Source organism: Mesorhizobium sp. M0862 (genome assembly GCF_040319795.1).
In the GTDB taxonomy this organism is placed as follows: Bacteria; Pseudomonadota; Alphaproteobacteria; order Rhizobiales; family Rhizobiaceae; genus Mesorhizobium.
The window spans coordinates 66,605-88,542 of sequence record NZ_JAMYOJ010000014.1; the positions used below are offsets into that span (position 1 = coordinate 66,605).

Annotated in this window: 21 protein-coding genes and 1 pseudogene; 8 read left to right on the top strand and 14 right to left on the bottom strand. The window is 62.5% G+C overall.

The window, feature by feature from the left end; translation table 11 throughout:
- Positions 1–15: 15 nt before the first annotated feature.
- The 3 genes from NKI15_RS21120 to NKI15_RS21130 are packed head-to-tail and all read left to right on the top strand — an operon-like array spanning position 16 to position 4,089.
- Complete coding sequence (locus NKI15_RS21120; protein ID WP_023707124.1) at positions 16–738, top strand: fimbrial biogenesis chaperone; 723 nt, start codon at positions 16–18, stop codon at positions 736–738.
- The gene (locus tag NKI15_RS21125; RefSeq protein WP_023709701.1) at positions 710–3,130 is read left to right on the top strand and encodes a fimbria/pilus outer membrane usher protein; all 2,421 of its coding nucleotides are present in this window, start codon (positions 710–712) and stop codon (positions 3,128–3,130) included. The genes NKI15_RS21120 and NKI15_RS21125 overlap by 29 nt, the downstream gene beginning before the upstream one ends.
- A 14-nt stretch (positions 3,131–3,144) precedes the next feature.
- Entirely contained in the window at positions 3,145–4,089 is a 945-nt protein-coding gene (locus tag NKI15_RS21130) for a Csu type fimbrial protein (protein WP_023707121.1), read from the top strand.
- Here the strand turns inward: NKI15_RS21130 and NKI15_RS21135 are convergent.
- The 7 genes and pseudogenes from NKI15_RS21135 to NKI15_RS21165 form a co-directional block, all read right to left on the bottom strand.
- Positions 4,083–5,069 (bottom strand): branched-chain amino acid ABC transporter permease, encoded by a 987-nt coding sequence (locus tag NKI15_RS21135; RefSeq protein WP_023707120.1) that lies wholly within the window; start codon positions 5,067–5,069, stop codon positions 4,083–4,085. The two genes, NKI15_RS21130 and NKI15_RS21135, sit on opposite strands and share 7 nt — an antisense overlap.
- Position 5,070: 1 nt before the next feature.
- The gene (locus NKI15_RS21140; protein ID WP_023671423.1) at positions 5,071–5,958 is read right to left on the bottom strand and encodes a branched-chain amino acid ABC transporter permease; all 888 of its coding nucleotides are present in this window, start codon (positions 5,956–5,958) and stop codon (positions 5,071–5,073) included.
- A 178-nt stretch (positions 5,959–6,136) separates the two neighbouring features.
- The gene (locus tag NKI15_RS21145) at positions 6,137–6,841 is read right to left on the bottom strand and encodes an ABC transporter ATP-binding protein (RefSeq protein WP_023707119.1); all 705 of its coding nucleotides are present in this window, start codon (positions 6,839–6,841) and stop codon (positions 6,137–6,139) included.
- A complete protein-coding gene (locus NKI15_RS21150) occupies positions 6,838–7,629 on the bottom strand; it encodes an ABC transporter ATP-binding protein (protein ID WP_286439222.1) in 792 nt (263 codons plus the stop codon). Before NKI15_RS21150 ends, NKI15_RS21145 begins: the two co-directional genes overlap by 4 nt.
- A gap of 14 nt (positions 7,630–7,643) precedes the next feature.
- Positions 7,644–8,727: pseudogene (locus tag NKI15_RS21155) on the bottom strand (ABC transporter substrate-binding protein).
- A 202-nt stretch (positions 8,728–8,929) separates the two neighbouring features.
- Positions 8,930–9,988, bottom strand: coding sequence for a GSU2403 family nucleotidyltransferase fold protein (locus NKI15_RS21160; protein WP_352515065.1), 1,059 nt, complete (start codon positions 9,986–9,988; stop codon positions 8,930–8,932).
- Positions 9,989–10,199: 211 nt separating this feature from the next.
- Positions 10,200–10,796, bottom strand: coding sequence for a YdeI/OmpD-associated family protein (locus NKI15_RS21165; RefSeq protein WP_023693762.1), 597 nt, complete (start codon positions 10,794–10,796; stop codon positions 10,200–10,202).
- A gap of 171 nt (positions 10,797–10,967) precedes the next feature.
- Here NKI15_RS21165 and NKI15_RS21170 point away from each other — a divergent pair, with 171 nt between their 5' ends.
- Positions 10,968–11,582: a hypothetical protein gene (locus tag NKI15_RS21170; protein ID WP_352515064.1), complete on the top strand. Its 615-nt coding sequence runs from the start codon at positions 10,968–10,970 to the stop codon at positions 11,580–11,582.
- 189 nt (positions 11,583–11,771) lie between these two features.
- Here the strand turns inward: NKI15_RS21170 and NKI15_RS21175 are convergent, their stop codons facing one another.
- Positions 11,772–12,683 carry a S1C family serine protease gene (locus NKI15_RS21175; protein ID WP_023707112.1) on the bottom strand — a complete coding sequence of 304 codons (912 nt, stop codon included), beginning with the start codon at positions 12,681–12,683 and terminating at the stop codon, positions 11,772–11,774.
- A 426-nt stretch (positions 12,684–13,109) separates the two neighbouring features.
- Between NKI15_RS21175 and yghU the strand changes: the two genes are divergently transcribed.
- Positions 13,110–13,979 carry a glutathione-dependent disulfide-bond oxidoreductase gene (gene yghU / locus NKI15_RS21180; RefSeq protein ID WP_352515063.1) on the top strand — a complete coding sequence of 290 codons (870 nt, stop codon included), beginning with the start codon at positions 13,110–13,112 and terminating at the stop codon, positions 13,977–13,979.
- 152 nt (positions 13,980–14,131) lie between these two features.
- Here yghU and NKI15_RS21185 read toward each other — a convergent pair whose 3' ends face one another.
- A complete protein-coding gene (locus NKI15_RS21185) occupies positions 14,132–15,328 on the bottom strand; it encodes an aminotransferase-like domain-containing protein (protein ID WP_352515081.1) in 1,197 nt (398 codons plus the stop codon).
- A 269-nt stretch (positions 15,329–15,597) separates the two neighbouring features.
- Between NKI15_RS21185 and NKI15_RS21190 the strand changes: the two genes are divergently transcribed.
- On the top strand, positions 15,598–16,338 hold the full coding sequence (locus NKI15_RS21190) for a sulfotransferase family protein (protein WP_023693766.1): 741 nt from the start codon (positions 15,598–15,600) through the stop codon (positions 16,336–16,338).
- A 22-nt stretch (positions 16,339–16,360) separates the two neighbouring features.
- On the opposite strand, the gene NKI15_RS21195 is transcribed toward NKI15_RS21190, so the two are convergent.
- From NKI15_RS21195 to NKI15_RS21210, 4 genes are all read right to left on the bottom strand, one after another.
- Entirely contained in the window at positions 16,361–16,549 is a 189-nt protein-coding gene (locus tag NKI15_RS21195; protein ID WP_023671412.1) for a hypothetical protein, read from the bottom strand.
- Positions 16,550–16,833: 284 nt separating this feature from the next.
- A complete protein-coding gene (locus NKI15_RS21200; protein ID WP_023685922.1) occupies positions 16,834–17,538 on the bottom strand; it encodes a Crp/Fnr family transcriptional regulator in 705 nt (234 codons plus the stop codon).
- A 172-nt stretch (positions 17,539–17,710) separates the two neighbouring features.
- On the bottom strand, positions 17,711–17,884 hold the full coding sequence (locus NKI15_RS21205; protein WP_023689840.1) for a hypothetical protein: 174 nt from the start codon (positions 17,882–17,884) through the stop codon (positions 17,711–17,713).
- A gap of 140 nt (positions 17,885–18,024) precedes the next feature.
- Entirely contained in the window at positions 18,025–18,180 is a 156-nt protein-coding gene (locus NKI15_RS21210; protein WP_023671409.1) for a DUF1127 domain-containing protein, read from the bottom strand.
- Positions 18,181–18,800: 620 nt separating this feature from the next.
- Between NKI15_RS21210 and NKI15_RS21215 the strand changes: the two genes are divergently transcribed.
- Positions 18,801–19,637 carry an SLC5/6 family protein gene (locus tag NKI15_RS21215; RefSeq protein WP_023747802.1) on the top strand — a complete coding sequence of 279 codons (837 nt, stop codon included), beginning with the start codon at positions 18,801–18,803 and terminating at the stop codon, positions 19,635–19,637.
- Positions 19,638–19,954: 317 nt separating this feature from the next.
- On the opposite strand, the gene NKI15_RS21220 is transcribed toward NKI15_RS21215, so the two are convergent.
- Complete coding sequence (locus tag NKI15_RS21220) at positions 19,955–21,022, bottom strand: M35 family metallo-endopeptidase (protein WP_084567155.1); 1,068 nt, start codon at positions 21,020–21,022, stop codon at positions 19,955–19,957.
- Positions 21,023–21,291: 269 nt separating this feature from the next.
- Between NKI15_RS21220 and NKI15_RS21225 the strand changes: the two genes are divergently transcribed.
- Entirely contained in the window at positions 21,292–21,918 is a 627-nt protein-coding gene (locus NKI15_RS21225; RefSeq protein WP_023747804.1) for a nuclear transport factor 2 family protein, read from the top strand.
- Positions 21,919–21,938: the final 20 nt, after the last annotated feature.

A 21,938-nucleotide genomic window follows, 5' to 3' on the forward strand; every position in this document is an offset into this window, starting at 1 on the left:
AACACGAGGACGATCATGCGATCCATGCTTTCATGCATCGGAGCCACGGCTGTTCTGTTGCTGTGCGCCGGTCTCTCACAAGCCGCTTCGCTCAGGGTGGCGCCGACAGGTCTCGAGCTGATCTCGCCCGACGCCTCGGCGGTTCTCAACCTCAGCAACGATGACCCCAAGCGGCCGATCAATGTGCAGATACGCGTCTTCGCCTGGAGCCAGGCTGGCGGGATCGAGACGCTGACGCCGACTACCGACGTCGTCGCCAGCCCGCCATCGACCAAACTCGGACCCAATGCCCAATACGTGGTTCGCGTCGTGCGCGTCAGCAAGGCGCCGGTGCGGGCCGAGGAAAGCTACCGCGTCATCGTCGACGAGTTACCCGACCCGTCGCGCAAGAAGGCCGGTACGATCGCGCTCGCGCTGCGCTATTCGGTCCCGGTGTTTTTCCGCGACGCCGATGCCGCTGCGCCGGCAGTCGCCTGGAGTGTTTCGCGCAAGGGCGGCAGTCTTGTGCTAACAGCCAGCAATACCGGTGAAAGTCGTCTCCGCTTGTCCAACCTATCCCTGACCCAGAACGGCAAAAAGCTCGGCAACCGAAACGGGCTCGTCGGTTATGTGCTGGGCGGCGCGACCATGCAGTGGCCGATCGGCAGCGGCAAATCACTGTCCGCGGGCTCCGTGCTTTTGAAGGCACAGAGCGATCTTGGACCCTTCGATGCCAACGTTGCCGTCAAGGGCAAGTAGCGTCGCTGTCATCGTCGCGGTTGCGACTTTCACACCTTGCTTGGCGGTGCGTTCGCAGGAATTTCCGGCCGTGACGAACCTCGAACAGCCGGCTTCCGTTTTGCCAGCGGGCCGCAGCCTCTATCTCGAGGTGTTCATCAACGACGTTTCGACCAAGCTGGTCGGCAATTTTATCGAGATGCCGGATGGTGGGCTGGCGGCGGCGCCCCAAGAGCTGAAGGAGGTCGGCCTGAAACCGCCGGAGGCCATAGCCGACGCCGGCGGCCTGGTCAGGCTCGACCAGTTGGCCGACGTTTCGTTTCGGATCGATGAGGTAGCCCAAAGCCTCTACGTCACCGCCGCCAATGACAGCCGCGAGGCGCGCATGGTGGATCTCGGCTTGCGCTTGCAGGACCGGCCGGCGCCGCAATCGGGCTTGGGCGCGGTTCTCAACTATTCGCTGTTTGCCAGCTCCAACACATTGTTCGACAAGGACGTCGAGCTGTTCCAAGGCGTTTCCGGCGGCTTCGATGCGCGCGTGTTCAGCCCCTATGGAACGCTCAGCCAATCCTTCATCGCCGGCTATTCCGAGGGCAGGCTGGGCGGCTTCACGCGGCTCAACACGACATGGAGCTATTCCGACCCCGACCGGCTGATGACCTACCGCGCCGGCGACTTCATCTCCGGTGGATTGTCGTGGACGCGTCCGGTCTATCTCGGCGGCATCCAGGCGCAACGCAACTTCCACCTGCGATCGGACCTGGTGACGCTACCCCTGCCCTCCTTCGGCGGCACGGCGGCGGTGCCGTCGACGCTCGAGGTCTATACGCAGAACGTGCGCACCTATTCCGGCGACATCCAGCCCGGACCGTTCCAGGTCACCAATTTGCCGGTGTTCACCGGCGCCGGACAGGCGCAGGTGGTGTTGCGCGACAGCCTCGGCCGCGAGACAACGGCCACCTTGCCGTTCTATGCCTCCAGCATGCTGCTGCGCCAGGGACTGCTCGACTTTTCCGTGGAGGCAGGGATGGCGCGGCGCAATTTCGGCATCTCCTCCGACGATTATGACGGCCGCGTCATGGGGGTCGCCACGGCGCGTTACGGCGTGACCGACCGGCTGACATTGGAAGCCCATGCCGAGGGCGGCGCGGATCTGATCAATGGCGGCATAGGCGCTGCCTTCCCGCTCGGGGCATATGGCGCGGCTTCGCTGGCAGTCGCCGGCAGCCATCATGACGGGCGCACCGGCTCGCTGGTCGATGCCAGGGTCGAGTTCGGTTATGATGGCTGGGCGGTCAATGCCCGCATGCAGCGGGCGTTCGGCGGCTATGATGACATCGCTTCGGTGACGGCACAGCCGGTCATACTCGATCCCGATGATTTCACCCGTTTCAGCGCCGGTGTGCCGCGGGCGGTCGACCAGGTGACGCTCAGCGTGCCGATGCCGATCGATTTCTCCAGCCTCAACTTCTCCTATACCCACCTCAAGGATGCCGAAGGCGAGACCAGCCAGATCGTCGGCCTCTCCTATAGTCAGGCGATCTTCAAGCGCAGCACGCTCTATGCCACGGCCTTCGCCGATCTCGACGACGGCGACAGTTATGGCATCTTTGCGGGGATTTCGATCCCGTTCAATGACGACGTCATGGCGTCGACGGGTGTCGAGCATGGGCCTGACGGCCTCAATGTCGTGGCCGACCTCGCCAAATCGGAGCGGGCCGAGGACGGCAGCATCGGCTGGCGGCTGCGCACCTCGGAGGGCGAGGTCCCCAATCGTTCGGCAGCGGTCAGCTACCGCGCGCCGTTTGCGCGTTTCGAGGCCGGCGCCCAGCAATTCGACAAGGACTTTCGCGTGACCGGCCAGATGGACGGCGCCATTGCGGTCGCAGGCGGCGGCGTGTTCGCCACCAATCGCATCGACGACGCCTTTGCCGTCGTCGATGTCGGCACGCCGGACGTGGAGGTGTTGCATCAGAACCGGCCGGTCGGGAAGACCGACAGCAAAGGCCGCATCCTGGTCACCGGGCTGAATTCCTATGAGCCGAACACGGTGTCGATAGACCCGAAGAACCTGCCCGTCGACGCCGATATTCCGACCACCAAGGAGACTGTCGTTCCGGCCGACCGCAACGGCGTCGTGCTGAAGTTCGGCGTGTCGGAGGCGGCGCAGGCCGCGCTGGTGACGCTGGTCGACCCGAGCGGCACGCCGCTCGAAGCCGGGCTTGCCGGCCGCGTCGACGGCGGCACGGAAGATTTCGTCGTCGGCTATGATGGGCAGGCCTACATCAAGGGCCTCGGCAAGCAGAATGCGGTGGTGGTCGGTCTGGCGGACGGCAGCTCGTGCCGAGCGGATTTCCCGTTCGAAGCGGTGCGAGGCCGGCAAGTGACGATCAAGGATGTGGTGTGCCAATGAAAATCCCAGGCCAAATGATGCGCGCTGCAGTCGTTATAATCCTCGTACTGCTGCCGTCGCTGGCCCGGGCGCAGAGCTGCACCGGTACCGTCACCGACATGAATTTCGGTCTCATCGACACGCTGTCGGCCACCGCAGCCACCGCGACGGCGACACTCAACATGAATTGCACCGGCGGCGTGGTGCGCATCCTGTTCTGTCCGCATATCGGCGCCGGCAGTGGGGGTGCTACCTCGGCGGCAGCCAGGCAGATGGCGAGCGGCGCCAACAGCCTTAACTACCAGCTCTATTCGGACCCCGGAATGAGCGTCGTGTGGGGTTCCTATGCCTGGGCCTATGCATCGCGCCCGCCGCCGCAGGTGCTGGTGCCCATTCTCATCGGCAATGCATCCGGCAGCGCCACGATCTACGCTCGGGTGACCGGCGGCCAGTCAGCGGTTCCGCCGGGCACCTATCAGTCGATATTTTCGGGCATCCACGTCGAGTTTCGCTACCAGAACGACCTGCTCGGCAACAGCTGCAACACCGGCTTCGGTCTGACGGCGCCCGATCCGACCTTCACCATCAACGCCACGGTCCAGGCAAACTGCCTGGTCACCACCCAGAACATCGATTTTGGCTCAAAGGGCGTGCTCACCGCTAATGCCGATGCCACCGGCCAGGTCTCGGTGACCTGCACGCCGTCGACCGCCTATACGGTTTCCCTGGATGGCGGCACGACAGGCGGCACGCCGACCAACCGCAAGATGTCGAAGGGGGCCGAGCGGGTCACCTACGGCCTCTACAAGGACATTGCGCGCGCGCAGCCCTGGGGTGATGCCGGAACGCCGGGAAGCACGGTGGCCGGCACCGGAACCGGTACGGCCCAGGCGCTCACCGTCTATGGCCGCGTGCCGCCGCAGACGACGCCCTCGGCCGGCGTCTACACCGACACGGTGGTGGTGACCATCACCTATTGATCGCGGGCCTCCTCGCCGTTGGCCGGCGCCAGCCAGCGCGCGTAAATCTCGCCGACGATGCCGCGGCGAAAGACCAGCACGCAGATCATGAAGATCAGGCCGGTGGCGATGGTCACCGGGAAGCCGGAGGTGGCGAGGGTGTTTTCCAGCCCGACTACCAGGCCGGCGCCGACTACAGGACCGACCATGGTGCCGATGCCGCCGAGCAGTGTCATCAGGATCACCTCGCCCGACATCTGCCAGGTGACATCGGTCAGCGTCGCGAACTGGAAGACGATCGCCTTGGTGGCGCCGGCAAGCCCAGCAAGGGCTGCCGACATGACGAAGGCGGCGAGCTTGTAGCGGCCGACCGAATAGCCCAGCGAGATGGCGCGGTTCTCGTTCTCGCGGATCGAACGCAGGATCATGCCGAAGGGCGAGTTGACGATGCGCCAGACGGCGAAGACGCCGATGAGGAAGACGGCAAGCACGACGAAATACATGTTGAGCGTGACGTTGAGATCGACGATGCCGAACAGATGCCCGCGCGGCACGCCCTGTATGCCGTCCTCGCCTTCGGTGAACGGCGCCTGGACACAGAAGAAATAAAACATCTGCGCCAGCGCCAGCGTGATCATCGAGAAATAGATGCCTTGCCGGCGGATGGCGAGGAAGCCCATGACCAGGCCGAGCACGGCCGCTCCGGCGGTGCCGAGCAGGATGCCGGCCTCGGGCGGCCAGCCCCATGCCTTGACGGCGTAGGCGCAGAAATAGGCGGCGGCGCCGTAGAAGGTGGCGTGGCCGAACGACAACAGCCCGGTGTAGCCGAGCAGCAGGTTGAAGGCGCAGGCAAACAGCGCGAAGCACAGCATCTTCATCAGGAAGATCGGATAGACGAAGAAGGGCGCGGCTATCAGCGCCAGTATGGCCAATGCCAGCAATACCCGCTCCAGCCGCACGGAGGCGGCGGTGCGCTGTTGGTGAAGGGTTGCCTCGCTCATCTCAGGCGTCCCTTCCGAACAGGCCGGCGGGGCGCAGGAGCAGCACGACCGCCATGATGACGAAGACGACGAGGTTCGACGCCTCGGGATAGAACACCTTGGTCAGGCCCTCGGCGAGGCCAAGCATATAGCCGGTGACGATGGCCCCGAGGATCGAACCCATGCCGCCGACCACGACGACGGCAAAGACGACGATGATGATATCGGAGCCCATCAGCGGACTGACTTGGTAGACGGGCGCGGCGAGAATACCGGCAAGGCCGGCGAGCGCCGCGCCGAGCCCATAGGTGAGCGTCAGCAGCAGCGGCACGTTGACGCCGAAGGCCTGCACCAGCTCGGGATTTTCGGTCGCGGCGCGCAGATAGGAGCCGAGCCTGGTCTTTTCGATCAGGAGCCAGGTGCCGATGCAGATAATGAGCGAGGCCACCACCACCCAGCCGCGATAGTTGGGCAGGAACATGAAGCCGAGATTGGTGCCGCCGGCAAGCTGCGCCGGAACGGCATAAGGGTTGCCCGACACGCCGTAGTAGAAACGGAACACGCCTTCGATGACCAGCGCCAGTCCGAAGGTGAACAGCAGCCCGTAGAGCGGATCCAGGCGGTAGAGCCGCGACAGCGCCACGCGCTCGACCGCCATGCCGAAGACGCCGACGATGAGCGGAACCAGGAGCAGCGCCGGCCAGTAGCCGATGCCGAGATGGACGAGCAGCAGGTAACCGATGAAGGCGCCGAGCATATAGAGTGCGCCATGGGCGAAATTGATGATCCGCAGCAGGCCGAAGATGACGGCCAGGCCGAGGCTCAGCATGGCGTAGAAGGAGCCGTTGATCAGCCCGACCAGCATCTGGCCGAGCAAGGCCTGGACGGGGATGCCGAAGATCATGGTCATGGCGCCGTCACCGAGGGTGTTGCAAGCGGGATGCGTCTGTGCGGCACGTACCCCCACCCGGACCTTCGGTCCGACCTCCCCACAAGGGGGAGGTAGGGCGGTGGCCCTCCACCCTCCCCCTTGTGGGGAGGGTCGCTGCGCAGCAGCGGGGTGGGGGTACTGCCGTGGGCTGTCGTCATCATACCCCCAACACCTCGTGCAGCTGTTGCGTGTGAGCGGCAAGCTCGCTTACGGCAAAACCCTCCACCACCTTGCCATGCTCCATCAGATAGAAGCGGTCGGCGATGCGCGCGGCGAAGCGGAAATTCTGCTCGACGAGCAGGATGGTCATGCCGCGCTTCTTCAAGGTTGCCAGCAGTTCGCCGATGCGCTGGACGATGACCGGCGCCAGGCCTTCGGTCGGTTCGTCGAGCAGCAGCATCTGCACGCCCGTCCGCAGGATGCGGGCGATGGCCAGCATCTGCTGTTCGCCGCCGGACAGTTTGGTGCCGGGGCTGTTGCGCCGCTCCTTGAGGTTGGGAAAGAGATCGAAGATCTCGTGGACGCTCATGCCGCCCTTGGCCACCACCGGCGGCAGGATCAGGTTCTCGTCGACGGTGAGCGTGGCGAAGATGCCGCGTTCCTCCGGCACGAAGCCGATGCCGCGATGGGCAACACGATGCAGCGGCAGGCGCATCAGGTCGCTGCCGTCGAAGGCGACGCTGCCGCTGCGCTTGCGGACCACCCCCATGATGGCGCGCAGCGTTGTGGTCTTGCCGACACCGTTGCGGCCGAGCAGCGTCACGGTCTCACCGCGAAAAACGTCGAGGTTGACGCCATGCAGCGCATGGCCCTCGCCATACCAGGCGTGGAGATCGCGCACGGCAAGCAGCGGCTCACTCATGCTCGGTCCCCCTGCTCGGTCCCCATGTAGGCGACCCTGACGCGCTCATCGTTGCTCACCGTCGCGTAGTCGCCGGCGGCGAGCACCTGGCCGCGCTGCATGACGGTGATCCAGTCGCAGAGGTCGGCGACGACGGTGAGATTGTGCTCGACCATCAGCACGGCGCGGTCCGTTGCCAGCGAGCGGATGATGCCGGAAATGACGCCGACATCCTCGTGCCCCATGCCGGCCATCGGCTCGTCGAGCAGCAGCACTTTCGGGTCGAGCGCCAGCGTGGTGGCGATCTCGAGCACGCGCTTCCTGCCATAGGAGAGATCGCCGGCCGGACGATGCGCGACATCGTCGAGACCGACGACGGCAAGCAGTTCGCGCGCCCGTGGAGTCAGTTGGTCAAGCGCGGCCAGCGAGCGCCAGAACTGGAAGCCGAGCCCGCTCGGCCGCTGCAAGGCGACGCGGACATTGTCGAGCACGCTCAGATGCGGAAAGATCGCCGATATCTGGAACGAGCGGACGAGACCCATGCGCGCCACCCTGGCCGGCGCGGTGCGGGTGATGTCGTTGCCCAACAGTTCGATCCTGCCGCTGCTCGGCTGCAGGAACTTGGTCAAGAGGTTGAAGATCGTCGTCTTGCCGGCGCCGTTCGGCCCGATCAGCGCATGGATCTGGCCGTGATGGACGTCGAGGTCGACATTGTTGACGGCGACGAAACCGGCAAAGTCGCGCCGCAGGCCGCGGACGGAGAGCACCACCCGCGGCTTGATTTCGGCACCGTCCGGCTGGACGGCCACGGCTTGCACCAGCGTCACTTAGTGACGAGCGGGCAGCCGCTGTCTTCAGCCTTGATGAAGGCCTTGTCGCCCGGAATGGTCGCAAGGTAGGTGTAGTAATCCCAGTCCTTCTTGCTCTCCTCGGGCGGTGCCGGCCTTGTCGATGGCCTTGAGATATTGCAGCACCGCCGAATAGGTGCCGGCCTGGATCATGTTGGGCATGCGGTTGGTGCGCTTGAAGAAGCGCCCGGCGAAGTCGCGGCTCTTGTCGTCGCGGTCCCAGTAAAACCCTTCGGTGAGCACCACGCCCTGCGCCGCCTGCAGTCCGAGGCCGTGCACCTCGGCAAGCGTGAACAGAAGTGCTGCCAGCCGCTGGCCGCCGGCGACGATGCCGAACTCGGCCGCCTGCTTGATGGTATTGGAGGTGTCGAGGCCGGCATTGGCAAGGCCGATAACCTTGGCGCCGGAGGACTGCGCCTGCAGCAGGAAGGAGGAATAATCCGTCGATCCCAAGGGGTAACGCACCTCGCCCAGCACTTTGCCGCCGCTTGCCTCAACAACCTTTGAGGTCTGCTCCTTCAGCGAATAGCCGAAGGCATAGTCGACGGTGATGAAATACCAGCTGTCGCCGCCCTGCTGCACCAGCGCGCCGCCGGTGCCGACCGCCTGCGAGTGGGTATCGTAAGCCCAGTGGAAACCGTAGGGCGAGCATTGCTTGCCGGTCAGGTCGGCCGATGCCGCTCCGGTGACGATGTCGATCTTCTTCTTTTCCTTGGACAACCCCTGGACTGCGAGCGCCACCGAGGATGTCGTCAGTTCCATGATCGCGTCGACCTGCTCGGTGTCGTACCACTGGCGCGCAATGTTGGAGGCAATGTCGGGCTTGTTCTGGTGATCGGCGTTGACGATCTCGATGGGCGCGCCCTGCACCTTGCCGCCAAAATCCTCGACCGCCATCTTGGCGGCCTCGACCGACCATTTGCCGCCGAAATCGGCATAGACGCCCGACTGGTCGTTGAGGATGCCGATCTTGACCTTGCCGTCGGAAATTTCGCCGGCCGCCGCCGGCATCGCAGTCGCCGCAAGCAGCGCGGCTGAGACGAGATAGGATGCTTTCACAGGTGGTTCCTCCCTTGTGGCCGACGCTGGAAAACGCGGCGGCCTTGCAATGGTTCAACAGCTCCGTCCGGTTCTCGCTGAAATCCGGGCCAGCGCCCGCCACTTCTCCTCTTGGCAACCCCTCCGCCCTGGGTGCGCCGGGAAACGTAGCATCAGATTTCGCAAGGGGAGAATGCTATTTTCGTAGCATGGCGTGTGGGCGCTACCAGTCCGGCTCAATTGGAAGGTCTTCAGAAAAGCCGCTCGGGCCAGGAAGGGACAGCGTTGCGGCCGCGGCGTCCAGCAGTGCCCCCGGAAGCCCTTTGAGATGCTCGCTGTCCAGCGGAAGCGCAAGATAGCCCGTGGCAATGCGTGCAGCCGCTTCCGCCTGTTCACGATCTCTCACTGCCTTGACCGCAGACCGATCAGGCCGCGTGGCCAGCCAAGCCTTGTGCAGAGCGAACATTCGAGGGTCGACCGTCGGCATGCTTACGGGATAGCCACGCTCATCGATCGCCACAGCCTCCACCTTCGGGGCGTTGATGAGCCATTGCAGCCCCTCCGTGCGTGCGCTGTCGAGGTCGTCGGCAAGCGGTGTAACGGAGGTAGTGGCGTTGTCCTTGAGGACATGTCTTGCCTGCGGTCGGATCAGGTCGACCAGATAGCCATCACGGTTCGTTGCCCTGAAGGCTCGGGGCTGGAGCGGCTTGAAGGACCTGTCCACTTTACGCAACACGCCTATCAGGCCGGACTGGCTTACCCTCTCGCCGGTCACGAAGCTGATGCGGCGTCGGGAATCGAAGAGCAGGTCAATGTCGCCGGTTGCCGTGAGACCGCTGGTGATCTGGACGCCCGCCAGAGCCTCGTAAGCGAACAGCGCATTCGTGCCGACGACCAGCAACTGCTTGCCCACCAGGTCTGTTTCGGCGCACCGCCGCAATATCCGTGCGGCGATGGCCGGCACCCTGCCCAACCCCATTGCCACATTGACTTTCGCCAGGCCGTTCAGGCGATCGGCCAGACCTGCCAGCAGATCCTTGTTCTGCACCCTGCCCTCGGAAAACGCAGCGAACGCCTTCTCCGTCTGGCTGCTTTTCGGCCCGAGTGAATTCTCGACCTGCCGGACCTTCCGCAGCAGGTATTCAGCACCGCTGCGCTCAACCCAGCGCATGCTGCCTGCAAAGCGCCTTTGGCGCTGGTCATCAGCACGCTGCCAGGCCTCGTAGACCTGTTGCGTATCTATGAGTTGGCGCCGCTGCTCGCCGGTCAACTCTCTCAGCATCGTTTTCCACTCTTAAGCCAGGATCAAGTTAACATAGTGGAAAACTCTTAATTAACAATAAGTTGCTTTGTTTTTTCCACTATCGCATCTATCACCCACACGCCGAGTGGAAAATACCGTAAAAACAATAGGTTATGTCCGAGAAAGGGAGGCCAGAACCTCACACGCGGGTTTTTAGCTGCGCGCACCATGGCAGCCGCTTGCCGTCGCCTCACCGCTTCTGCGGATAGATCGTCTCGCCGCGCTTCAGCATCTCGACAAAAGCCTCGATCTTCTTCCTGCGCCCCGCCTCCGTCTTCATGTTGTGCGTTCGAAACGCCAGCGCGAACCGGTTCTGGGCGGAAAGCTTTGCCAGCATCTCCTTCGCCTTCGGCTCGGCGTCGATGGCGGCCTGCAGATCGTCAGGGATCTTCATGTCCTTGCCTGAGGCATAGGCGCGGTCCCAGCGGCCGTCGGCCTTGGCCGCCTCGACCTGTTTCAGCCCGTGTTCGGTCATGCGGCCCTCCTCGACCAGGCGGGCGACATTGTCGATGTTGATCTTGCTCCAGATGCTCTTCTTGCCGCGCGGCGTGTAGCGCTGCAGAAAGCTCTTGTCGTCGAGCGGCTTGCGTATGGCGTCGATCCAGCCGAAGCACAGCGCCACGTCGATGGCCTGCTTCGGCGTGATCGAGGCGAGGCCCGAGCCGACCTTGTGGACCTTGATCCAGACCTCGCTCTCGCCGGCATGATTTTCGCGCAGCCAGGCGTAAAAACTGTCGGGATCGGGGAATTCATGAACCTTGTCGGGATCGACCTTGAACGGCGCCATCATCACCTCGTTGTTGCCGGGCCGGCTGTATCGGCTGTCGATGCCAGTTTCCGTCAGCGGCGTCGATACCCCCTAGCCTATTGCGAGCCGGCTTGCGCCCAAGCCGGCGCTCATGGCAGTTTCCCGGCTGGTCGAGCCGGGCAAGGCAGACTGCAATTCGGGGGAAATGCTATGCGATCGATGTTACTCGGCCTCATCCTTCTGCTGCCGGCCTCGGCGCTCGCCGAACCCATCGAAACCCAGAAGATCATCACCGCGCTGACCGGCGACTTCAATGGGGACGGCGCCGCCGATCTGGCGATGATCGTCGAGACCGAGCCCGAAGACGATACCATGGACATGCATTTCTTCCTGAGGGACAAAAAGTACAATTTTCTGAAACCCGCCGGCGTCGTGCATGAGCAGGTCTACGGCGAATGGAACGACTACGACCAGCCGCAGTATGAGGGCTCCGGCATCGAACCGGAGTTGACCTTGCTGCCCAACGGCTCGATCAAGATCTCTCTGCCGGGGCTGATCGGCCCCGGCGAGCGGACCGACATGACGCTGACCATCGCCTGGCGCAACGAGGCCTTCGTCGTCGCCGGCGTTGCCTATGACCATTACAAATACCAGTCCGTTGTCGTCTACAGCAGCTGCGACTACGACGTGCTAACCGGCAAGGGCAAAAGTATGCAGACGCAGGATGATGACAGCAAGGTGAACAGTATCGTGTCTGTCGAAGGCCAGGTCGTGCCCTTCGCGGAGTGGGACACGGGGACGCCTTTTAGGGTATGCGGGGATTGAGGGGGCAGCCAATCTCCCCCCTCGTGGGGGAGATGGCCGGCAGGGGGGCCGCTGTCCCGCCAACGCACCGGCCAGTGTCAGCCACGTTTATCCCGCGATTCTTGTCAGAAAACAGATCGAGAGGCCGCGATCCTTCGCGCCCCCCTCTGCCCTGCCGGGCATCTCCCCCACTTGGGGGGAGATTGGCCTTCACTGCAGATGCGGTTTCTTCAAAAAGCTGTTTCGGTCGGCGGATTTCACTCGCAGCCAAGTCTCACGACCGTCACGCACGACCCTGAGAGGAATCTCCGAACCCGCCGGATTCTGCCATAGCTTGCGGTAGAAATCGGCGAGACCGTCGACCTCGCCATCGCGCACGTCGGAGATGATGTCGCCCTGGCGCAGGCCGGCCTTGGCGGCGGGGCCGCCTTCGGCGACGCTCATCACCACGACCGCACCGTTCGACTCGGCCGAGAAGGCGCCGAGCCATGGGCGTGGCGGCTTCGCCACCTGGCCGCGCGTCAGCAGATCGTCGAGGATCGGGGTCAGAAGGTTGATCGGCACGACCATGTTGATGTCAGCGACCTCGCCGTTGCGGCTCATCTGCAAAAGCAGCGAACCGATGCCGAGCAGCCTGCCATCCTGGCCGATGAGTGCCGCGCCGCCCCAAGACGGGTGCGCCGGGGCAATGAAGATCGCCTCGTCAAGCAGATATTCCCAATAGCCGGCGAATTCCTGCTTGGTGACGATGTGCGCCTTGACCGAGCGGCCGGTGCCGTCGGCAAAGACCACGGGGTCGCCGATATTGGCCTTTGACGCGTCGCCCAGCGCCACCGCCGGCAGGCCGAGCGGCGCCAGCGCCTGCACCAGGCCGAAGCCTGTCTCCTGGTCATAGGCCAGCGCATGTGCCGGCACGACGCGGCCGTCCTGGTCGGTCAGCCAGACCTCCTCGGCCTCGGTGATGAGATAGCCTATGGTGAGCACCAGCCCGTCGCCGCGGATAACGACGCCGCTGCCTTCGCGGCGCGTGCCCAAGGCATTGGCCGTGAAGGCATCGTCAGGAACCATGGCGCGCACGCCAACGACGGAGCGCAAGAGCGGGGAAACGGGATCGATCGGCATGCTTTCACCCTGGCAGATATTCGTGGGCAGTATCCTCTATAGGTATGCCGCGCTGCACAGGGCGCAAGGGCTTAGGCAACAAGGCAATCATTTCAGAGGCTGGCGCTGCTCCTCATCCGCCTGCCGGCACCTTCTCCCCGTATAGCGACGGGGAGAAGGGAGATGGCCGCAACATCGGCGCTCTTGGCAACGCTGGCAATTGGGGAAATCAGTAGGCGACAGCGTCCTTCTCCCCGTCACTATACGGGGAGAAGTGCCCGGCAGGGCGATGAGGGGCGGCGCCGACATCGATAATAGTTCAACACAAGTTGAACCTTTCTGAATTGCACCTATGTGTTCCCGTATCTAGGTTCCGCCGACTTTTCCGCCATCAGTCTCGCGCCGTCGCGCAAGTCGTTTCGCCCGCCAAACCAAGGAATTTCCCGCATGACCGAATACACCCCGCCGAAAGTCTGGAGCTGGAAGAAAGCCAATGGCGGCACGTTCGCCAGCATCAACCGGCCTATTGCCGGTCCGACGCATGACAAGGTGCTGCCGGTCGGCAAGCATCCGCTGCAGCTCTATTCGCTGGCGACGCCGAATGGGGTCAAAGTGACTGTCATGCTGGAGGAGCTTCTGGCGCTCGGCCACAAGGGCGCCGAATACGACGCTTGGCTGATCCGCATCAACGATGGCGACCAGTTCGGCTCGGGGTTTGTCGAGGTCAACCCCAACTCCAAGATCCCGGCGCTGCTCGACCGCAGCGGCAAGACGCCTGTCCGCGTCTTCGAGTCCGGTTCGATCCTGCTTTATCTCGCGGAAAAGTTCGGCGAGTTCCTGCCGACCGAACAGCCGGCGCGCGCGGAAACCTTGTCCTGGCTGTTCTGGCAGATGGGTTCGGCGCCCTATCTCGGCGGCGGCTTCGGCCATTTCTACGCCTATGCGCCCGAAAAAATCGAATACGCCATCGACCGCTTCGCCATGGAGACCAAGCGCCAGCTCGACGTGCTCGACCGGCGGCTGGCGGAGACTGAATATCTCGGCGGCGCCGGCTATTCGATCGCCGACATGGCGGTATGGCCCTGGTATGGCGGCCTTGCGCTCGGCCGCATGTACAATGATTCCGCCGAATTCCTGTCGGTGCAGGACTACGAGCACGTACAACGCTGGGCCAAGGCGATCGACGCCCGCCCGACCGTGCAACGCGGCCGCATGGTCAACCGCGCCTTCGGCGACCCGGCCATGCAACTGCACGAGCGCCACGACGCCAGCGATTTCGAGACGAAGACGCAGGATAAATTGGTGGTGGCGGAGTGAGCTAATCTCCCCCCTTGAGGGGGAGATGGCCGGCAGGCCAGAGGGGGTCGGCTCGACTGGGCGCGACCTCCTGCGACTGATGAAGGTTAGCGCTCCACGCGCGGCGACCCCCTCTGTCGCCTTCGGCGACATCTCCCCCTCGAGGGGGGAGATTAGCCCATCAATTTCGCCAGCCTCGGCACGCCTTCACCCACGGCGCGTTCATCTGCGAGCGTAAAGCTCATCCGCATCGTGTTGCGTCCCGAACCGTCGGCGTAGAATGCGTTGCCCGGCACGAAGGCCACGCGGGCTTCCTTGACCGAGCGGGCGAGCAGTGCCGTGGCGTCCGCACCTTCAGGCAGCGTCAGCCAAACGAACATGCCGCCTTCCGGCCGGCTCCAGCTGACGCCATCCGGCATTTCCGCTTCGAGTGCTGCAAGCAAGCCGTCGCGGCGCTGGCGGTAGGCGCCGATCAGCTTTTCCACCTGGCCGTCATACACGGCCTCGGAGACGCGGTGCATGACCAGCTGGTTGATCGACGGGCTGTGCAGGTCCGACGCCTGCTTCATCAGCACCAGCCGCTCGACGACACGGCGCGGCGCGCAGACCCAGCCGACGCGCATGCCCGGCGACAGGATTTTGGAGAACGAGCCGCAATAGAGCGTGCGGGCGTTTTCGATGCCGCCTGAGCGTTCGCAGTCGAGCGCCAGGATCGGCGGCTGGCCCTCGCCGTCATAGCGCAGCGCGCGATAGGCGGCGTCCTCGATGACGGCAATGTCGAGCTCGCCGGCGAGGTCAAGCACCGCCTCGCGCTGCTGGCGATTCAGCGTCTCGCCGGTCGGGTTGGCGAAATCGGGCACGAGATAGGCGAATTTCACTTTGCCGCCTGCAGCGGCAGCCGCCGCCTGGTAGGCGGCGGGCGTCATGTTGCCGCCATCCGGCGTCAGCCGGTCGTAGCGCGGCTCATAGGCGTTGAAGGCCTGGAGCGCGCCGAGATAGGTCGGCCACGTCACGAGCGCTGTGTCGCCGGGCGACAGGAACAGCTTGCCCAGATAATCCAGCGCCTGCTGCGAGCCGGAGGTGATGAAGATGTTGTGCTCGTCGCAGGCGATGCCAAGCTTGCCCATCTGGCCGGCCAGCCATTTTCTGAGCGGCAGATAGCCTTCGGAGACCTGATACTGAAGTGCTGCGCTCGCCTCCGCGCCGCCCAGCACCGAGGCGTAAGCATCGGCGATCGCCTGCGCCGGAAACAAAGCCGGATCGGGGATGCCGCCGGCAAAGGAGATGATGTCGGGCTGGTCGAGCAGTTTGAGCAGCTCGCGGATTTCCGACGCCTTCATGCGCGAGGCGCGCGACGCCAACAGGTCCATCAAACTCACGAGCCCACCTCCCGGGATACGGCATCTGGTCCAGCATGACCGTTCCGGCCCATGCGATTTAGGTCAATCTGACTGACCTATTATCAGGCTCCCTCACCCGCTGGAATAGCCAGACCCTCATTCCGCGTGGCCCAGACGAAAAAGCAAACACATTTCTGCCCTGGACAGGGAAAATTGTTGCGCGCCGAGGGGCGCGGATGCAACCTCATTCCGAGCGGACCGACATAAAAAGAAAAGCGGTCTCAACAAGGGGGGTTAAAATGACGCTTGAGCTCATCGGGGCCGGATTCGGCCGCACCGGCACATGGTCGACCTTTGCCGCGCTGAACAGGCTGGGCCTTCCCAGCTACCACATGCAGGAAGTCATCCTCAACAAGGCCAACAAGGGCCATCTCGACTTCTGGCGCAAGGTGGCCAACAGCCCGCCCGGCAGCCAGCACGACTGGACCAGAGTCTTTGCCAATTACAAGGCGACGGTCGACAATCCGGGATGCTGCGTGTGGCGCGAATTGATGGCCGCCTATCCCGACGCCAAGGTGCTGCTCACCCTGCATCCGCGCGGCGCCGAGGCCTGGTACGACAGCACCATCGACACCATCCACTTCACCGAGACATTGTGGCAGTTCAAGGTGCTGGAATGGCTGACGCCGTTCGGCCGCAAATTCGGCGACATGTCGCACAGGCTGATCTGGGGCCGCACGCTTGCCGGCGTGATGGACGACCGCGCCAAGGCGGTGGCGCGCTACAACGCCTACACCGAGGAGGTGATAGCGGCCGTGCCGCCGGAGAAGCTTCTGGTGTTCAAGGTCAGCGATGGCTGGGCGCCGCTCTGCGGCTTCCTCGGCGTGGCGCTGCCCAACGAGCCCTTCCCCAACCTCAACGACCGCGAAAGCGTGAAGAAGATCATCCGCGACATCATCAAGGGCAGCTACATCATGCTGGGGCTGTCGGTGGCGGCGGTGCTTGCGGCGATCGCGGCGCTGTGGTGGTGGCTGGGGTAGCCGCCGGACCGTCAGGATATTGCTACTTGCGCGTGATCCAGCCGAGCAGATCCGGCTCGACGTCTTCGTGGTCGGTCAGGTCGCGAACCAGGGAAGCGGCGAGCGCGCGCCAGCGCTTTTCCGGGACATTGTCTTCCATCACCGATTTGATGAAGGCGGCGCGCAGGATGGCGCAATCGAAGGCGGATACATCGAAAAGCAGTTCTGCCATTTCGGTTTTCCCCGTTCACATCGGGCGCGCGAGCCTGTCGAAGTCTCAGGCGCCAGCGCCCCATACAATGGTCGACGACAGCGGATTCATACTCTTGCCGAACCAAGGTTCAACACAATTCGATTGTACGGTTTTTACCAAGCGATTGCGGTTCGTTGCCCGCTTTTGCGCCGATGCTAGATTTGCCGGGCGGCCTCTCCCCAGATGGCCGCAAATGGCCGGCGCGGCTCTGGCAACATGCTTTCACCGGCATTCGCGTCGGCCATTTCCAGCCCGTGCCAGGCTCAGCCCAGCAGGCGTTCGTATTCGGCCTCGGCCTGGCCGTAGAAGCCGTCGGCGACGGCGATCAGGCCATCCCGGTCGCGGATGACGATCTCGCCGCGCCGCGACCGGATCAGGCCGCGCCCTTCCAGGATCTGCAGGCCGATGGTGACGCCCGGACGCCTGACGCCGAGCATGACGGACAGGAACTCATGCGTGATCTGGATCTGATGGCCGACCACCCTGTCGTCACACATCAGGAGCCATCTGGCCAGCCGATCCTCGAGCTTGGCGCGGGCATTGCTCAGCGCCGTGGATTTGGTCTGGCCGTGGAGATAATGGGCATAGCGCAGCAGGAAGGCGCGAAGCGTCGGGCTTTTCTGCAACGCTGCCTTGAACGGCTCGGAATCGATGCACACCGCCTCGCCCGGCATCTGCATGTAGCAGTCATGGGGCGCCCAGTCGGCGCCCATCACCAAGGCGGAGCCCGACATGCCTTCGTGGCCGATGATGCCGACCTCGGTGTCGAGCCCCGGCCGGTTCCTCGCCACCACCGAGGCCAGGCCGCTTTCCAGGAAGCAGACCGAGGCGACCGGCTCGCCCGCCATTTCGAGCGGGGCTTTGAGATCGAGCACACGATGGTGCAAATGCGGCGCAAGCAGTGCGAAGTCGGCCGGGTTCATGCGGCGCAAGAGGCCGCTTTTCTCCTTGCTGACCGACTGGTCCATCGCTCTCTCCCGTCAAGGGCAAGAGCACATGTCATCTCCCAGCCGTCGGCGCCCTGCCCAAATGCAAACGGTCATTGGACGATAGCTGACTCGGATTCAGCCATTGTACTTCGTACAAAACCGACAAATCAGGGGCGACGCCCCATGGATCAATCCAGCAGCTTTTCCTGGATCAGCGCTTCGGGCGGTCAGCCGCAACCATGCGCGCTTCGCGCACGATGGACGAGCGATCGTTGCCGATCAGCGATGCGATCTCTTGTATCTGCTGCTCGGAGGCCCCGGTTTCCCGCGCCAAGGCCGCGAGCGCCTCGGCGCTCAGACCGGACTGTCTCGGTTGCTCCGCCATGGCTCCAATGCCTCCTGTCGGGGCAGGAGTGCGATGGTCGCTCCCAAGCGTCAGCGCCCATTGATGTGGCCGACGATGCTATACTGTACGCTTCCGAACAATCGATGGCGAGCGATATATTAGCGACGCTGGATGCGGCGCTAGAACGGCAGCCTTATCTCATCGATCGACCTCGACTCCGTCCAGCCAATGTCCTTCTGGATCTCCGTCGGCAGCGCGTTCAGTGCGCGCACGGTCTTCCTGTGCTTGCTGGCGCGCGCCAGGGCAGCACGAATTCTGCTGAGACTTTCAAACATCGGTTACCTCCATGCAGCAGCAGAGCGCTGCCTCAGGCCCGCTCTTGCGCCGCCTCTGTAACCGATCGATTGCGCGGCAACGGTGAAGCGCTTCACAAACCGATGCCGCCCAGAAACATTTGTAAACAAATTAGTTGCGTTCCCGCGGTGGCGTGATCCGACCTATGGCAGGGCGATCGCATATGGCGCTCCCTCGGGTTCGGCGACCCACCTTCCCTTCGTCGGCGCAAGGCGATCACATATGAGTTCTTACGAAGAGGACCCCCACCCTAACCCTCCCCACAAGGGGGAGGGAACGCTGCCGCAAGCCACCCTTTCTGGCGTGGAACCCAGGCGATTTGCGGCGATCGGCGCCTACCAAGTCTCCCTTCCCCTTGTGGGGAGGGATCAAGGGTGGGGGTATTCGCTGGCGCCGCCTTATGCGATTGCCCTGCCCTCCTCCGCGCCATCGCCGGCATCGTCGTCCGCCCCCTCGGCTATGGACGAATCCCATCATGCGCAATAAGGATGGGGTCTGCCGTGGCGCTTTCGCGCCGAGGCAGGCGACGTTCGATCAATGACGCTGCGCCGGGCGCCTTTGACGCCGCCCAGCAAAAGTGTCGATACCGGGGGATCTGGTCATGACCGACAACAAGCCGACCGTAGACGTTACCAAGGACTGGCAGGCAACGCAGGGCCAGAAGTCCGGGGCCACGCGGCTGCGCCTGTTCGCCGTGCTGTCGTGGGTCATCGCCATTGGCGGCGAGATCGCCGGGATCGTACTGCTCTACAAGCACAAGTTCGACCAGGGCAACCTGCCGCTGCTGATCGGCATTCTGGTCGGCATCGCGATCTTCGCCATCGCCGGCAGCCTGCTCTGGAAGGCGGCCAACCGGAAGGACCCGGCCCGCGAATCCGACACATTCCGGTTCTTCGTCCAGAACCAGCTCGGCGCGATCATCACCCTGATTGCCTTCCTGCCGCTGGTTGTCTTGATCCTCAACGACAAGAACATGGACCCGAAGAGCAAGAAGGTGGCCGGCGGCATCGGCGCCGTGCTGGCCGTGCTGGCGACGCTGATCGGGGTCAGCTACCAGCCGCCATCGGTCGAGCAGTACACGCAGGACATGAACACCTGCGCGGAACAGATCAAGGCGGGGCAGCCGACCACGGCCTGTTCGCCCGAGGTCGCCGCCCAGGCGCAGGCGATCGCCACCGACTCCACCACGGTGGCCGCGGCGACGAAGGACGCGGCGCACCCCAATGGCCAGGATATCGTCTACTGGATCGCGCCGGAAAACGGCGCCACCAAGTCCGACACCGAGCATGTCTTCCACCTCTGCGCAGCGGTCAGCCCGCTGAAGGACAAGACCGTCAACAGCGGCTCGGTAACGGAAGCCTACGCCCAGAACGCCATCCGCATCACGAAGCAGATCGAGATGGAACAGAAGCAGTGCGGGTTTACGGCTGCGCCGTGAATCGGCCGGGGTTTGGCGCGCGCAGTGGATCACTGCCAAACCGGTCCAGTTCGTGTTGTCCGCATTAGCATGCGCGCCAGGACTTCGATCCTACATTTCGGAGCCAGCCGGCGGGCGGCTTGCCAAATCCTGACAGGACGAGACGAAAGTTGAATGTCGCATTTTGGCCGAGAGCGACCGGACCGCTTTCGGTGTGCGGGAGCGATAGCGGACATTCACCATGCGATCGCAATGTGTCCGGCCCTCGGTGATCTTTTCTCGTTTCTGATGGCAATACGGCACCCGTATCCACGCTGGATCAGTTGCCTGGGTGTCCCTCACATCGGAAGATCCGGGTTGTTCTCCGCAAAGTATTCATGACTATCGGCATTTTCTGTGGCTTGCGGGGGGTTTTCAACCGCGAGTAGCTTGGCGGTATTTTGACCACCAGAGGAATAGTCGTCTGTGAAGACGACGACCTCAAAGTGACTAATTTCGTGTACAATCGTTCCAGATCTTGAATCCGTTCCTTTCAGAGCGGCTGACCAGAACTTTTGACAAACAAAGATATTATAAGGTTGACCACGGAACACATACGCATAAACTCCCGGTCCGCAGACGCTGCCGTGACATCCAAACGATATTGCTTTGTTTGCAAGAGCATCCGCAATCTTCGAGAAATTTCCAGTGGCCTTCGCGTACAGTCCTACGGTATGCGCCCCAAACCATGTCAGATATCGTTGGGAATTCGGTTGCTGGGCAGAAGGCGTGCCCTGCAAAACCTGCAGGGCAGCCGAGGCTATGTTGTTTGCTTCCGCCAGCGCAGCGCCAATATCGTCCTGTTGAGAGCTGTCACACTGGTCGAATTTGGGTGCCGAGAGCGGTACCCGTTCCGGAGGAATTCGACCGGATAGAAGCCTGAACGTGACGGCGTTGCTCAGAACCTGGGCGCGTCTCAGGGCACCTTGAGGGCCAACCAGCAGACCCACTCTCTCTGTATCATAGGTAACCGCATAGATCCCTGCTTCATAGATGGCGTAGTACAATGACAGATCGACGGGCACCGAAATCGATTGTCCGGGTTCGATATTGATAAAGTCAGCCTCGGTCGGTTCTGCTCGCTTCACCAAAGGGCCAATATACTGAATTGGCTGCGACCCTCTCGCTACTGAAAAAATTTCGCCCGAGACGCCGTCGATCGGCGTGGCCCACCTGAGCAGTCTGATCGGGCTGCGTGACCGGTTCGTGAGAGTAAAGTCAATAATTAGTGGGGTATCGTTTCCAAAAGAAGTCAGGCGCGATTGCAGAACTATCTCAATTTCCTGATTCTGCTGCGCAAACGCCAAAGGAACTATACTAAAAAAGGCTGAAATTAGAAACACCATATTTCGAACAATGTTTGGCATTTTTTGCTCCTGTGTAACCACGATTAGAATCTATTGTTTCGCCTACGTGAGCTTTTATTTTGCTAACGCATACCAGGATCACCCACAGCTGATCTGGCAATCAGGAATAAAATTGCTGCAGACAGGGGAGTACAACTTACCACAAATTCACAAATTCAGGAATACGACATCCCCGGCCTCCAATGACATCGATTTTCACTGGCGCCTTTTTTAGCGTGGTATAAGATGAACCGCTACTTTCCCATCAAGCTCCATCCGAGGGGGCCATTATGAGCGAGCGTTGGAAAGGCTTAATAACAGTCTGCGCGATTTTGAGGTATTTTGCCTTGGCGTATGGGTTCTGTTTTGCTTTCAGCGGCACTGCTTTGGCTGATTCATGTGGAACGGAGGCTACTCATGGCTGGAACGTCCATAATAATCCTCCGGCCGAAGACCGTCAGGCAATCCAAGATCTTTTGTCCCGCTACGCCTGGACGATCGACGAAAAAAATGCAGCCGCGTTCGCCACCCTCTTTGCGGAACCTAAATCGTCTTACTATGAGATTTGCGATGCAGGCAGCAGTGTCCTCGAGCTGACACTCGACCTTGGCCCAGAGTCGGCACATGATCTTCTCGTGCAAATGAAAATAATAGTTAAGAAACTGGAAACCGATAAACTCCAGACCCGGCATCTCGTGACCAACACCTTGTTCGACGTGGTTAACGACAAGACGGTGAACACCAAATCGATAGTCCTTGTGACAATGCAGGACTCCCACTCTTCGGCACCGAGTCTTGACTATTCGGCGGATGCCCGCGCGTCTGTTGTAAAGGGCGATGACGGCATGTGGCGATTTCAATCGCTTACTGTCCACGCTGACTATGACGCTGGCTCTGTCGCAGCGAAGAAGCGATGACGCCCAGAGATCGGCCATGG